Annotated in this window: 14 protein-coding genes; 1 reads left to right on the plus strand and 13 read right to left on the minus strand. The window is 61.9% G+C overall.

Annotation, left to right across the window (positions count from 1 at the left end; translation table 11 throughout):
* Positions 1-163: 163 nt before the first annotated feature.
* Genes X268_RS35615 through X268_RS35640 form a run of 6 tightly spaced genes read right to left on the minus strand, consistent with a single transcriptional unit; the run spans position 164 to position 6,258 of the window.
* Complete coding sequence (locus tag X268_RS35615; protein ID WP_128929645.1) at positions 164-1,102, minus strand: ABC transporter substrate-binding protein; 939 nt, start codon at positions 1,100-1,102, stop codon at positions 164-166.
* Positions 1,099-2,193, minus strand: coding sequence for an LLM class flavin-dependent oxidoreductase (locus X268_RS35620; RefSeq protein ID WP_128929646.1), 1,095 nt, complete (start codon positions 2,191-2,193; stop codon positions 1,099-1,101). Before X268_RS35620 ends, X268_RS35615 begins: the two co-directional genes overlap by 4 nt.
* 28 nt (positions 2,194-2,221) lie before the next feature.
* Complete coding sequence (locus X268_RS35625; protein WP_128929647.1) at positions 2,222-3,394, minus strand: acyl-CoA dehydrogenase family protein; 1,173 nt, start codon at positions 3,392-3,394, stop codon at positions 2,222-2,224.
* The gene (locus tag X268_RS35630; RefSeq protein WP_128929648.1) at positions 3,388-4,170 is read right to left on the minus strand and encodes an ABC transporter ATP-binding protein; all 783 of its coding nucleotides are present in this window, start codon (positions 4,168-4,170) and stop codon (positions 3,388-3,390) included. Before X268_RS35630 ends, X268_RS35625 begins: the two co-directional genes overlap by 7 nt.
* Complete coding sequence (locus tag X268_RS35635) at positions 4,164-5,180, minus strand: ABC transporter permease (RefSeq protein ID WP_128929649.1); 1,017 nt, start codon at positions 5,178-5,180, stop codon at positions 4,164-4,166. Before X268_RS35635 ends, X268_RS35630 begins: the two co-directional genes overlap by 7 nt.
* Entirely contained in the window at positions 5,158-6,258 is a 1,101-nt protein-coding gene (locus X268_RS35640; RefSeq protein WP_128929650.1) for an ABC transporter substrate-binding protein, read from the minus strand. The genes X268_RS35635 and X268_RS35640 overlap by 23 nt, the downstream gene beginning before the upstream one ends.
* 477 nt (positions 6,259-6,735) lie before the next feature.
* Between X268_RS35640 and X268_RS35645 the strand changes: the two genes are divergently transcribed.
* Positions 6,736-7,716 (plus strand): ABC transporter substrate-binding protein, encoded by a 981-nt coding sequence (locus X268_RS35645; protein ID WP_128929651.1) that lies wholly within the window; start codon positions 6,736-6,738, stop codon positions 7,714-7,716.
* Positions 7,717-7,929: 213 nt separating this feature from the next.
* Here the strand turns inward: X268_RS35645 and X268_RS40920 are convergent, their stop codons facing one another.
* The 7 genes from X268_RS40920 to X268_RS35680 form a co-directional block, all read right to left on the minus strand.
* Positions 7,930-8,220 carry a WGR domain-containing protein gene (locus tag X268_RS40920; protein WP_232995584.1) on the minus strand — a complete coding sequence of 97 codons (291 nt, stop codon included), beginning with the start codon at positions 8,218-8,220 and terminating at the stop codon, positions 7,930-7,932.
* 332 nt (positions 8,221-8,552) lie between these two features.
* Entirely contained in the window at positions 8,553-8,870 is a 318-nt protein-coding gene (locus tag X268_RS35655; protein WP_128929652.1) for a hypothetical protein, read from the minus strand.
* Between the two features lie 1,306 nt (positions 8,871-10,176).
* Positions 10,177-11,409: a type II toxin-antitoxin system HipA family toxin gene (locus X268_RS35660; protein ID WP_128929653.1), complete on the minus strand. Its 1,233-nt coding sequence runs from the start codon at positions 11,407-11,409 to the stop codon at positions 10,177-10,179.
* On the minus strand, positions 11,409-11,789 hold the full coding sequence (locus X268_RS35665) for a helix-turn-helix domain-containing protein (RefSeq protein ID WP_128929654.1): 381 nt from the start codon (positions 11,787-11,789) through the stop codon (positions 11,409-11,411). The genes X268_RS35660 and X268_RS35665 overlap by 1 nt, the downstream gene beginning before the upstream one ends.
* Before the next feature lie 202 nt (positions 11,790-11,991).
* Positions 11,992-12,168 carry a hypothetical protein gene (locus tag X268_RS40200; protein WP_232995585.1) on the minus strand — a complete coding sequence of 59 codons (177 nt, stop codon included), beginning with the start codon at positions 12,166-12,168 and terminating at the stop codon, positions 11,992-11,994.
* A gap of 310 nt (positions 12,169-12,478) precedes the next feature.
* Complete coding sequence (locus X268_RS35675) at positions 12,479-13,255, minus strand: enoyl-CoA hydratase/isomerase family protein (RefSeq protein ID WP_128929655.1); 777 nt, start codon at positions 13,253-13,255, stop codon at positions 12,479-12,481.
* The gene (locus X268_RS35680; RefSeq protein WP_164933837.1) at positions 13,252-13,827 is read right to left on the minus strand and encodes a cysteine dioxygenase family protein; all 576 of its coding nucleotides are present in this window, start codon (positions 13,825-13,827) and stop codon (positions 13,252-13,254) included. The genes X268_RS35675 and X268_RS35680 overlap by 4 nt, the downstream gene beginning before the upstream one ends.

Raw genomic sequence — 13,827 nt, forward strand, 5'->3', positions numbered from 1 at the left:
GCAACTGGGATCTTTCCGTCACCGATGTCGCACAGCGCCAGCGTGCGAGCCACATTTCCGAGACAAATTGCTTGACCTAATGCGCGAGCGCGCTATCCGCGATAGTTGCTTCGTGTCGGCGGCGGCTGCTACGGAGCACCACGCATATTCTCGCAAAGAAGCATCAGAACCCCGCCTTTCCGATCGCATCAGCAAACGAACGATCGACGATCTCCGCCGCAACCAGCTTCTGCTTGATGAGGCCCCAGCGGAAATACAGATCAATCGTGCCCTGCTCGTCCGCAACCACGCCGTCGTCGATCGGCGCGATCCGGATTTTTGCGCGCGAGAGCCAGTTCTGCGGTACTGATGTCGGGATGTTCATCCACTTGCCCCAGGTCGCGGCATAGCTGTCGATATTGTTCAGCGACCACGCGCGCGCCGCGGTGAGGCGACGGATGAAGTCGTTGAGCTCGGTGCGCTTGTCCCTGATGGCATCGGATCGCGCCACCTGGAAGCTGAGGCCCGGCGTCAGGCCTTCCGAGGTGATGATGCGGCGCGATTTGAACAGCACCTCTTCCTGGCTGACGTACGGCTCCCAGGTCGACCAAGCATCGACCGAACCTTGCGTGTAGGCGATTTTGGCATCGGACGGCGCCAGGAATGCGATCTGCACGTCACCGGCACTCCAGCCGTTCTTTTCGAGCGCGGCCAGGATCAGCTGATGCCCGATCGAGCCACGGCCGGTCGCGATCTTTTTACCGCGCAGGTCGGCGAAGGTCTTGATCGCCGAGCTCTCGGGCACGAGGATCGCGAGCCCCTCGCGCGTCTGCCGGATCGCGGCGATCGCCTTGACGGGCGCGCCGGAGGCGGCGGCGAAAGTGAAGGGCGCGTCTCCGACCAGCCCGGTCTCGATCGCGCCGGCGCTGAGCGCTTCCAGCAGCGGCGCCGCGGCCGGAAACTCCTTCCATTCGATCTTGTAGGGAACGTCGTTGAGCAGGCCCGCGGCTTCCATCACCGCCCGCGCATTGCCCTTCTGGTCACCGACGCGCAGCGTCGTCTGCGCGCTGGCGAGACCGGCGCCCGCAAGGGCGAGCGCCAAAGCAGCGATGAGCCGGATCATTCCGCCGCGATGCCCCGTTGCTGGTCGCGTGTCGCGATCAGCTTGCGCGTCAGCGGGATCAGCTCGCGGCCGTAGTCGATGGCATCGGGCAGCGGATCGAAGCCGCGGATCAGGAAATGGCTGACGCCAAGATCATAATAATCGGCGAAGACCTCGGCGACCTGCTCGGGCGTGCCGACCAGCGCGGTGGTGTTGCTGTTGGCGCCGGTGAGCTTTGCGATCTCGGTCCACAGCCGCTTGTCAATGCGCGCGCCCTGGTCAGCCAGCGCCAGGAGCCGCTTGGCGCCGTCGGTGGCGTGGTTTGGCCGGCGATAGCCGGTCTGGTCCTGGAGCGCAGTTGCGCGTTCGAGGATGTGCTCCGCCTTCTGCCAGGCCTTCTCCTCGGTCTCAGCGAGGATCGGCCGCACCGACAGGCTGAAGCGCGGACTCGGCCGCCCGTGTTTCGCAGCCGCTGCGCGCACCCGCGCCGTGACGTCGCGCACCTGCGCATAGGACTCGCCCCAGAGCGCAAACGTGTCGGCATACTTGCCCGAGACCTCGATCGCGGCATCCGAGCCGCCGCCGACGAAGGTGTAGATGCCGCCCTTCTGCAGCGGCTTCACCTGGGAGAAACCGTTCTCGACGGTGTAATATTTGCCGCTGTAGTTGAACGGCTTTTCGCTGGTCCATTCCAGCCTGACCACGTCGAGGAATTCGCTGGTGCGGGCGTAGCGTTCGTCCTTGTCGTCGAAGGTGTTGCCGTCCTGACGCAGCTCGGCGGCATTGCCGCCGGTGATGACGTGCAGCGAGACGCGGCCGCCATAGAGCTGGTCGAGCGTGGCGAGCTGGCGCGCCAGCAACGTCGGCGCGGTGAAGCCCGGCCGCTGCGCAATCATCACCTTGAGCTGTTTGGTGATGGTCAGCACATGCTGGGCAACTTGCAGCGCATCCGGCGTGGTGGAATGAAACGCGAGCAGCGCGCGGTCGAAACCGGCAAGCTCATGTGCTTTTGCCACCGTCTCGATATAAGCGGGATCGAGGATCGGTCCCTGGCGCACGATGGTCTCGGAAGCATTGCTGTTGGCGATAAAGCCGATGAACTCGACCGACATGATAATCTCCCTGTTGTTTTCGGAAAGGCTAGAGGCCCAATGCGGCGCGGCCGAGGCCGGTGCGCGTGGCATCGTCCTGCGGCGTGTGCACGCGCCCGCACAGGACATCGCGATAATGCCGCTCCAGCGGATTGCTGCGGGATAGGCCGTGATTGCCGGTCAGCGACAGCGCGTCCTCGACCGCGGCGACCGCATTGTTGGTGACCGTCAGCTTGATGACGTTGGATTCGCCGTTGGAGAGATCGACGCCGTCGTCGAAGTCGCGGGCGAAGGTGTCGAGCAGCCGAGCATTAACCGCGAGCCTGGCCTCGATCGCACCGAGGATTTCCTGCGCGCGCGGCAGCGTGGCAAGCGGCGCGCCGAGGCTGGCGGGCACGCGCTGCTTCAGGAACTGGACGAACCAGTCGCGCGCCGCACGGGCAATACCATCATAGATCGCGGCGACGAAGACGGTGTGGACGGTCGCCTGCGCGACGTCGGGGGCGCGCCAGTCGGCGGGCTTGCGGACATCGACCTCGGCGTCGAGCGGGATCACGACGTCGTCGAAAATGACGTCATGGCTGCCGCTGGCGCGCAGGCCGTGATGGTCCCAGGTCTCGACGATCCGCGTTCCCGGCAGGCCTGCCGGCACCAGGAACTGGCCCACCCGCGGCTCGGCTTCGTCGGTCCGCGCCCATACCAGATACCATTTCAGGATCGGCGCGCCGGTCGAGTAGATCTTGTGGCCAGAGAGCCGCCAGCCGGTCTCGGTGCGGCGGGCCACTGTCGCCGGCAGGCCGCCCCGCGCGGGCGAGCCGAGTTCGGGCTCGACCCGGAGCGCATTGATGAGCGCGAGGCCCTCGACGCTTTCGCGCGCAAGCTTGCGCGACAGCCGCGCCGGCCAGGTCGGGCTGCGCGCCATCACCAAATGATTGATGTAGTGCATCGACAGCACCAGCGCGGTCGACGGATCGGCCTTGCCGATGATGCCGAGCACACGCGCGGCATATCGTGCGCCCGCGCCGGCCCCGCCGAGAGCCGCCGACACCGTCAGTGACAGCAGGCCGGCTTCGGAGAGCTCGCGAAAGTTCTGGAAGGGAAAGCTGGCGGCGCGGTCGTGCTCGGCTGCGCGCACGGCAAAGCCCGGCGCAAGCGCCTCGGCGCGCGCGATATAGTCGGGTTCGCCATGCGCCACCCGTCCCTGAGCGATAGAAGTCACCATGTTGCATCCAATCCCAGCAGGCCAAGAATCTGGCGGCGCAGGTCCGCAAGATATGGATCGCCGCGATGGCGCGGATAGGGACGGTCGACGCGGATGTCGGCCTTCACGCGCGCCGGACGCTCGCTGAAGACGATGACGCGGTTGGCGAGCACCAGCGCCTCCTCGGCATCATGCGTGACGAGGAGCGTGGTAAAGCCCTTGCGCTGCCACAACGAGACCAGCTCGGCCTGCATGGTGATGCGGGTCAGCGAGTCGAGCTTGCCGAGCGGCTCATCCAAAATCAGGATCTTGGGATCGTTCACCAGCGCCCGCGCCAGCGCCACGCGCTGCGCCATGCCGCCGGAGAGCTGGTGCGGATAGGCATTGCGGAACGACGACAGTCCGACGAGATCGAGCGCATCATCGACACGCTGCCGCTGGCTCTTCAGAATGCCCTGGGCTTCGAGGCCCAGGGCGACGTTGTCCCAGACCGACCGCCAGGGAAACAGGGTCGGATCCTGGAACACGACGACGCGTGACGGATGCGGCCTGACGATGCGGACTTCGTCCTCGCGCAGACTTCCCGCCTTGGGCTTGTCGAGCCCTGCCACCAGCCGCAGCAAGGTCGACTTGCCGCAGCCGGAAGGCCCCAGCAGCGCGACGAACTCGCCGGGCTCGACGGCGATGCTGACATCGCTCAGCACCGGCAGCGCGGCGCCGTCGATGTCGAAGGCATGGCCGACCTGCTCGATGTCGAGCGCGGCACCGGCGGCCGGATGCACGATTGCCTCTACCATTTCACGGTCCCCTTCTGCCAGACCAGCAGACGGTCGCGGATCGCAAACAGCAGCGTGATCGCGCCGGAGCAGAGCAGCGACATCACGATCAGCGCCGCATACATGTTGGCATAGGCAGCCCAGCCCTGCGCCCATTGCAGGTACCAGCCGAGACCGGCCTTTACGCCGATCATCTCGGCGACGACGAGCACGGCAAAGGAGGCGCCGAGCCCCATGAACAGCCCAACGAAGACGTGCGGCAGCGCGGCAGGGATCGCGACCTTCAGCACCAGGAAGGACGGTTTTTCCCCGAGCGTCCGCGCGACATCGTAATAAGCACTGCTGACACTCGCGACGCCCGACCATGTCAGCACCGTGACGGGAAAACCGGTCGCGAGCGCGATCAGAAAGGTCGACGCGCTCCAGCTCGAGGGGAAGGTGAAGAACGCGATCGGCAGCCAGGCGGTTGCCGGCAGCGGCCCGATGAAGCGCAGCACCGGGTGCACCCAATAGCCGACCGCGCGCGACCAGCCGATCGACACCCCCGTCAGGAAGCCGACCGCAGCGCCAATGATGTAGCCGCCGAGCTGCAGCTTGACCGAGGCGAACAGGCTGTCGAGCAGCTTCGGCAGATCGTCGGTATAGACCTCGATGATCGCCTGCGGCGGCGGGAAGAACGGCAGCGGCAGCCAGGCAAACTTGGCGGTCGCGACCTCCCACAGCGTCAGGAACGCGCCGAGCGCGATGAGCCAGGGCGCGCGCTGGCGCAGCGCCCTGCCCGCCGTGCCCAGATAGTCGGCGCCGACGGTCCCGAACAACACGACCGCGGCAATGACGAGCGCCGCGATGCCGAGCGAATGGGTGCGCGACCAGTCGCCGACATCCTCCCACCACAGGCAGGAGAGGCCGAAGGCAATCCACGCGATGCTGGCGAAAACCCCGGCGCCGGACTCGCGCACCCAGCTGGCAAACGCCGTCGTGGTCCGCGGCGCGCCGGAGGCGAGCCCGTCAGACAGAGAATACGTCGACATAGATGCGCTCCGCGAATTTGGTCGTATCGGTGCTCTGCTTGAAGACCTGCACGCTCTTGAGATCGTCGGCGTAAGCCTTCAGTTCGCGCTTGAGCACCTCACCGGTCGGATGATGATGGTGGGTGTGGTAGCGCACCATGCCCTCGATATCGGCGAGCGTTGCGGCCTTCGGTGCGTAGGGCTGGAATGACTTTGCCGCGACGGCCGGATTCTGCGAGGTGAACATGGCGGCGTCGAGCAGCGCCTGAGTGATCGCACGCGCGACCTGGGGTTCTTCGCGAACCAGCGAGCCGCGCAGGCCGACGATGCAGCAGCTCTTGTCGCGATAGTCGCCATCGAGGTTGGAGGCGACCTCCCTGTACTGGGTGTCCTTGAGCCAGAGATAGGCAAGCGGGTCGGACGACAGGAAAGCCTGCACCTCGCCCTTCTGGACCGCAACATCGAGCAGATTGCCGGGATAGGCGCGCCAGTCGACGTCCTTGTTAGGATCAATGCCGAGTTTTGCCAACTGGATCGAGAAGAAGTTCTTGTCGGGACCAGCGAGATCGCCGACCGCACCGATCTTGCCCTTGAGATCGGCAAGCTTGTTCACGCCGGAATCGGCGCGGCTCAGCACGCGCATGCAGCCGCCATGGGTGCCGGCGGCGATCTTGACGTCAAAGCCCTGCTCGAGCGGTTTCAGCCAGCGCAGCGCCATGCCGAGACCGGCATCGCTCTTTCCGGTCGCGATGGCCTCGAGCAACTGGTCGGTCGAACCGGAATAGTTGACGAGCTCGACATCGAGATTCTGCTTCTGGAAGAAGCCGTGCTCGATCGCAACAGGCAGCGGCGCAAGGCACACCGCGCCGGCATTCCACGAGAGCTTTAGCTTGCGCGGGGCTCCCGTGAGCACAGGACCGTCCGCGGCCGTGCGGCATAGCGGGAATTCCGAGAAGTCTATGCCAGGCGCGGGCGCCTGCGGCACAAACGCCTGTGCGCCCAGGGCGCCGAACGGGGCCGCAAAGGCCGCCGCCAGTCCCGCCTGAAGCAAATGACGCCGGTCGAGGCTCGATCCGTTGCGCTTAATGTCGTTTCCCATCAGCCCCACTCCTGAGTTGGCACGCTCCGCCATCGGCACAACTGTTCGCGTTGCGGATGTTCCTGAGGGAGCTGCGTAGAGAGAATATTTTTCGCGGGTCGCTTCCTGCGTCCACGTTGATGCGATGTGCAAATCATGCGGCGCGGGTACCGCATCGTCAATGAAATGGAATTTCGAATCTGGCGCGATGCGAAGTCATTCTCTCCATCGGCACACGCAACAACGATGAAACGATTTTCGCTGACGCATCGGCTCCCAGGCAGCTTCACGACTCTGCGAGAGGATCACTGTCACCCAGTCTGAGGCATGCGCACGCCGCTTTTCTGAAAAGCACACATTCATTGAAATGTCCTTGCTCATCGCGCGCGCAATACGGTTGGCCATTTCATTGACTGCGTATCACGCGGTCATAGACTTGATCGTCTCGCCGCATCACGCGCCCACGTGTCGTAACAGGCAAGCAACAAGACAGATCACATGAGCATCAACTCTTCGGACCATTCGATCACGCACCGCCTGGCGGCCTCTCTGTTCGCCGCGGTCGTCACCTTGTCGACGGCAGCCGCGTCGTTCGCGGCCGATACAGTCGTGCTGCGCGTCGGCGACCAGAAAGGCGGTAAACGCTCGCTACTCGAGATCTCGGGTTATGCGAAGGACCTGCCTTACAAGATCGAATGGTCGGAATTCCCGGCGGCAGCTCCCATTCTGGAAGCGCTCAACGCCGGCGCGCTCGACGTCGGCTACACGGGCGATCTGTCTTTCCTCTCCGTCTATGCAGCGGGCGCGCCGATCAAGGCGATCGGCGGCACGCGGTCGGATGCCAAGACGCAGGCGATCCTGGTTCGTCAGGATTCACCGATCAAGTCGGCCGCCGACCTCAAGGGCAAGCGCCTCGCTGGTACGCGCGGCGGCTGGGGCCAGTTCCTGATCGATGCAACCCTGGAGAAGGCGCAGATCAAGCTGGACGAGGCGACCTTCGCGCCTCTCGGCCCTGTCGATGCCAAGGTGGCACTGGTGGCGGGGTCAGTCGACGCCTGGGCGGTGTGGGAGCCCTATGTCTCATTCGCGACGTTGAAGGACAAGGCGCGCGTCATCGCCGACGGCGACGGCCTGACGCCGACCATCACCTTCATCGTCGCCTCCGACAATGCCATCGCCACCAAGCGCGCCGCGGTTCAGGACCTCGTGCAACGGCTGAACAAGGCACGGCTGTGGTCGCTGGACCATATTGCGGAATACGCCAGGAGCACGGCCGAGCTGACCAAGCTGCCGGAGGACGTGCTGATCTCGGCCTACACCGCGCAGCGCACCAGCCCGATTGTGATCGACGAGGGCGTGGTGAAAGAGGTGCAGGAAGCCTCCGACCGCTCGACCCGCTACGGCATCCTGCCGAAGACGCTCGACGTCAGCAAAGCCGTCGACCGCAGCTTCACGGCTGCTGCGGCGGGGTCGAATTAGGTTGGCTCAGGTGGCGGCCGTCCGGACGAACATCACCACCGATTCGCTTGAACGCGGGCGCAAAGACGCAGTGTTCGAGCTATCGGGACCTTGAGAAGGGCTCCAACTTCATCTCGATGTTCCGACTTCAAACCAGGATAAGGTAGCTTGACGTAGAGAGCGGAAAGCCTTCCTGATGAGCCTCGATCACGGCGAAGGTACGCTATTGTTGTACTATGGAATACTGCAATTCTCGGAATAGATTCGAAATACCTTCGGATTACTTTGACATACTTTAATTGGAGATTTTCTCCAGATCAGACCGCTTGCCGCACGTCGCAGCCGGCTCCAAGCGAAAGTGCCGCTGTACGTAACCACGACGGGTCTTGCGCTTGAACCAGGACTCAAGCGCCTCTGCACGTGCCCATCGAACAGATCGAGCCGCCGTTGGCCGTGCCCACCGAGGCGGCCCCATTCGCGCACCAATGCTGTATCGCCAAACAGCGTCGGCTCGATCGTCAGCACGTAGAACTTTGCGGGCTTATTGCACGGTGAGTTCGGACATGCGCCAGAATCGCAATTCCCGAATCAACCGTCCAATTAAATAAGTGAATCGACCAGGGCCGACGATTCAGAAATTTCATAACGGCATTTGTGGCAATCGCTGCTGAGCTCGCGATAGGTGACCGAGGCGAAGCCCGCAAGCTCCGGGCCTGTCGGACTTCAACGAAAACGGCGAACGCACCGCGAAACAGCGCCGCGGGTACGACAGGCACGATTTTCTGAACTGCCCCGGGCAAGCGCTGGATCAAGATCATGGCGCCCCTACTCTTCATCTACATCACTGAATATCTCGATCAACGCTCCGGAGATCTTCGGCGAAGATTTGAAAGTTTCGCTTCGCCGCGGGGAGGCCGCTGGTCCTCATCCTCGTAGATCATCTCGTCCATCCGGCGCAAAGCCGTTGACAACGCCGCTTGCAACGCGTCATCGTCCCAAAAATACTTTGCGGCGGCCTCGAGAGAATCGCGAAAGTCACGATACATTCCTGCCTGATCGCTCGAGCTGTAACTTCTTCGCGTGCGACCGACCGACGCACCAAGGTCGGCAAGCCATTCCCATTTCACGTCGGCGCAGAGCCGTTCGAATTCGTCAGAAGGCAACAGTGATCGCACACGTCCATCCTGGAAAATCGACTCGTCGAAGCATTCCAGCGTATTCCCGTATCTCCCTCATCAGGTTTCAATGTCCTCTTCGGACAAAGGACGATTTGTTTGAATCGGGCAAGCAAGCGGATGTTATTGCCGTCAGCCATCGGAATATGCAGGGGAACTACCAAATCTCTGGGCGCGCCTCGACGAAAGTGCGCAGAAATCTTCATCACAGCGCTCGGCTAGGAAGTAATGAAGGACGCTATTGATCGGCACGTCCAATAGTACCTTCTGCGCTCTATGGCGTTCTGACGCATCGACATCGCTGCGACGTCCGCAAAACACGTACGCCAGCAGTCGCTCGGATTTGGCTCCGGGCAGGTATATCTCGACGAGGTCGGGGCCTCCCGCGACGAATAGGCATCCGCGATCGTCGGATGACGAAAGGTCCACCTGTCGCCTTCCTCGTGCTCGGCTATAGCAAGGTCATCCAGCGCGCCAAGAGACGATATCGCCGCGATCATCGATTTGCCGGAAGCCGGATCCCGCGAAGCAAGACGAACCGGTGATCCAGCAGCGCTTCCACGCTCCGTCTATGCGCGTCCGTGGTCGCGAAGCAGCGCAGATTTGTCGCCCATCGCGCCGAGTAGATGTCATGCCTGAAGATAGGCTCCGCCGTCGATGAATTGTCGGAGATGCGTGAGGTTGTAGATTCGCGGAATTAGCATCCTCGGGGACGGGCGGCTCCGAAGCTGGGCCGCGACCCAGTCGCCTCCAAACACGCGACAACGCTGCACACCGGCCTTTTCGAAAGCCTGCAGATGCTTGCCTCGGCAGCTCCCGAAACCCCGGCGTTCGTAATGAAGATGTAATCGCCTGCGCGCCCCCTGGGCAGCGAGCTCCTTGGCATTGCCCGGCTGTCGCGCGCCATGGAAAACTGCCCCCTCAGTTCCGGATGGCGTTTGACACCCGGCTTCTTGGTGAGGTGCGACAGAGATAGACGGGCGGCGGCATTTCCGAAATGCTTGATCTGGATCGTGCACTTTCCGGCGCGGGGCGGCCTCGCCTCCTTCCCAAGCGCCGGGAAATGCTCGTCCGACCGCCATCGTGGGAGGCCAAAAAGTTCTGTATCGGGGACTTCAAATCTTCCGCCACGATGGCGAGGCACAAATCTTGGAATGCCTCCCGTCCGATACGAGGCAAATCGTCGATCGTACCTAAGTGGATAGGGCAGAGGGAACCCGGCCGCGCCTTCGCAAGTCTCTGGCGCATCACTACGTAGTAGTCAAATATGATATATTGAAGCAGATAACATTTCATATATGATGAATTATAGACCAAGCGCTGTGTCGCTCTGATCATGGACGAAGGCGGCTTCGTAGTCGCGCGATTGGGCACGGCCGACCCCTGCCCGTCGGAAAGTTTCCCGCCATCCATCGGACACGCGTTGAGCTGTATCTCGGATGATCTTTCGCGCGTTGGCGTCGGTGATTTCGAAAAACTCGCAGGCCTCGAGGGCGAGCTTGATTGATCGGTCGTGCGTGCCACCTTCCATGATCGCCGTCTCGAGATGCGGGTTGCGATCGGGCGCCGGGTTCACATCGAACATCGGCGACAGACGCCACCGTCCCGAACCGACGTACAGGAAGCCATGGTTCTTCAGATGATCATCCTTGTTCGAAACAAGGATAGTGAAGACCATCCGCCGATAGAGCTCCTCAAAATCGACTTGCGGATCCGGAGCTGACGTCCGCATGAAATCGACAATCTCCGTGTACGAACCGAGCTCTAAGCCTGTCTTCCCGAGCGCCGTTCGGGCGGAGATGTAGGGAATGCGGGCGCGGCCGCGTCGATCGAAACGCTGGACCAGCGCGACCGGAAATTTCGTGTCAGCGAGTTCCAGTCTGACCTCTGGAATGCGGATGCCGCACATCCTGGCAAGGTTCAGCGTCGCGACCTCGACCTGTTCGATCGGGTGCTGATCGTGGACGGAAGTGAACTTGGCAAGCCAGAGAACGTCGCCGTCACGAACGTTGGCTTTGGGCCGAGCCCCGCCCGAGCCGCCGGCTCCGGCAAGAGCTTGCATGTCCGCAGGGGAAATCTCCTTGCCTTGTTCGTAGGCGCGGGCAATCGCCGTGATCGCCTCTAGATCAAGAAGACGCGGTACCGCTTCGTTGGCCTTACCGGTAATGATCTTCCCATGTTCATCGATGAAACGCAGAGCACCTTGCCGGCATGTATCGTCGGACAGTGTGAGATATTCGAATTCAGAGAGGCCATTGCCATAGGCACGTTCAAGCAGTCTGCGCCCCCAGCTGTCGGGCGCAGCATCGGAGAAGACGCCAGCAAGCGCCTCGCGCGAATTGCCAGACTGCGCCGACGCATGAAACGGCCCGCCCTCAAAGGGCATGTTCGGCTGCAATGCGAAAGCACGCGGATCCTTCGCCCAGGCCGGGTCATAGGTGAAGATCGAAAATTGACGAGGCCCGGTCTGCGTGAAGCGTAGTTCACCGACTCGCGTTAAGCCTTCGCCAAGGGCTACTTGGGCGTAGTATTCAGTCATCAGAAGGCCACGCCGTTCGGATCAACATCGTCCGGTTCGTTTTTCCCGTCCTTGTCGCCCTGCCTCTCCTGCTTGCGCAGCCTTGCAGCGTACGATCGACCGCGCTGCGGCAACCGCTCCGACGTCAACGCCAAACCCAGATCGTCTTTCCGTATATCGACGAGATCGGCGAGATTCTCGATAAGCCCGAGAGAGACGAGCACGTCCGCGAGCGTGCCTACGGCGACTCCCGGATCGCCTTTTTCCAGGCGTGCGATGGTGCTAGGCGACGTACCCGCGCGCGCAGCCAAGTCGGCCACAGCCACACGACGGCGCAGGCGAGCCGATCGAAGGTCGTGACCAAGACGTTCAAGCGCGGCATTGGATTTGGGCGAACTCATAATATCACCATATGTGGCGACTAACACTTGTTTATATGCCATATATGACGAATTGGTTTACTTGACAACAGCCTGAGCAGCTCCATTTGGGTCCGGAAGCCGGACATTTCTTCGACGCTCGACGAGACATCGCGCAGCTCTAGCTCGGCCCTGATCACCGGCGTGACCTCGATCCTGACCTGCGCGGCGCCTCTCTGGACGGTCAGCTTGATGACAATCTTTCACCGGCGCTGACGACTTCCGTCACCCGTGCTGCCGGCAATCCTTTCCTGATGGCCGCCGCCATGCGCTCCATCGCCGCATCGATCGGGGCCAGAGATTTGGGGCGCGGAACCACCGGCAGATAGGTGTGGTCGATATCCACCGACAGGCGCGGCATGTCGCGGTGGAAAGGATTGATGGCGGCGCCGTCCTCGAGCGCAAAAGTAGGCTCCGCCGCGACGAATATTTGCTAAATGTAAGCTACTCAAAGACGCCTGGGTCCGTCGACGATCTTGTGTGTGATGAGACCAAACAAGCGGAGTAGGCCGGCAAGCAATATCTCGTCAGATTGTCAGACGTCGCAGCTACCATCTCAAAAGAAGCGATGGTGACCGACCGGACGAAACGTTTCGAAGGTCAAATTGTGGCCGGCCCGAGGTAACATCGTTCACGCTGATTGTTCGGCGAGGTTAGATCACGATCCTATATCAAGGTGACGTGACGGGCCAGATCGATTGGCTTGCCGTTCGGTATGATGCTATTCTTTCCTTTAGGCCGACCTGCGAAGCGGACGCGATGAGCCTCAGCATGTCGAAGCCGTCACCCGTTTCTCCGCGAACGCTGCGAGCACTCGCTGCAGCCATCCAAATCGATTGATGCGTCGAACTATCTAGCCGACAGGCGCGAGCGGTCTCGCTAGACACTGCCCTTTCGATGTCTTCGTAGCCAATTTGTTTCATAGCCAAGCCGGATTCCAGCGCGGATTGCGCATCGACCGTCGCCCCTCCCATGATCCATTCCGCGGCCGTCGCGGCGCCGACGATCTCGGCGAGCCTTGAGGTACCCAAGACAAGGCCGAAATTCGCTCCCGGAAAGACGAACGACGACCCCGGTAGGATCCAACGGATGGCACAGGCGCAGAACAGGTCGGCCCCGGCTCCGATCGCTCGCCCTCGGGCTATTGCCAACGTCGGGAAAGGTGCATTCTTGATCGCCTGGAGACAATATTCGATACGGACGAATCTTGCCAATAGCGTATCGTCTGTTTCCTCCTGGAGTCGCGACAGATCAAAGCCAGTGCAGAAGTTGCGCCCACTCGACTCGACGATCATAAGCCTGGCGCACGATCTTCGTGCCTCCTCTACCTCGCGCGTGAGGGCCGCGATCAAACCTGGGTTCAAGGCGTTGCCTACTTCCGGTCGGTTCAGGCGCAATCGCACGACACCGTCGGCGCGACCGACGAAAAGGTCTTCCGTCCCACTCACTGCGCTGGCGCCCAGAGGTTGGGAGTGAGAGCATTGGAATAACCCGAGACAAACTCTTGGGTCTCACCGAGATCTTTGAAGACATGACGTCGGATTCTCCCGATATTCCCACCGTAGCAGTGGATACTAATGGACACGCGGTCATCGAACGCATTTCGCACTTGATGAATGTCGCCAACCGCTTCCGACACGATTTCCACGTCGCCTGGCTCCAGTCGCTCGGAACCACCGATCGGGTCCATCCCATAGGCCGTCCGGCCGTACCTCTGGTTGATCTCGGATCCTCGCAACATGCCGATGACACCCCACACGGAATGGTCATGGACCGGCGTCTGCTGGCCCGGTCCCCAAACGAAGCTCACGACCGAAAAGCGATCAAGAGGGTCTCCATATAGCAGATGTTGCTGATAGAATTTGGGATCGGACAGCGCCATCGTCTCAGGCAACCAGTCATCCGTTGACACAAGCTCGCTCATCGCCTTCCTGACGCGCGAAACGACTATGACTTCGTCCTGAACGTTTTCGACACAGCGTGTCACCTCGGCCACAAATGCAAGCAGCTTTTGGCTCAC

Source organism: Bradyrhizobium guangxiense (assembly GCF_004114915.1).
GTDB lineage: Bacteria > Pseudomonadota > Alphaproteobacteria > Rhizobiales > Xanthobacteraceae > Bradyrhizobium > Bradyrhizobium guangxiense.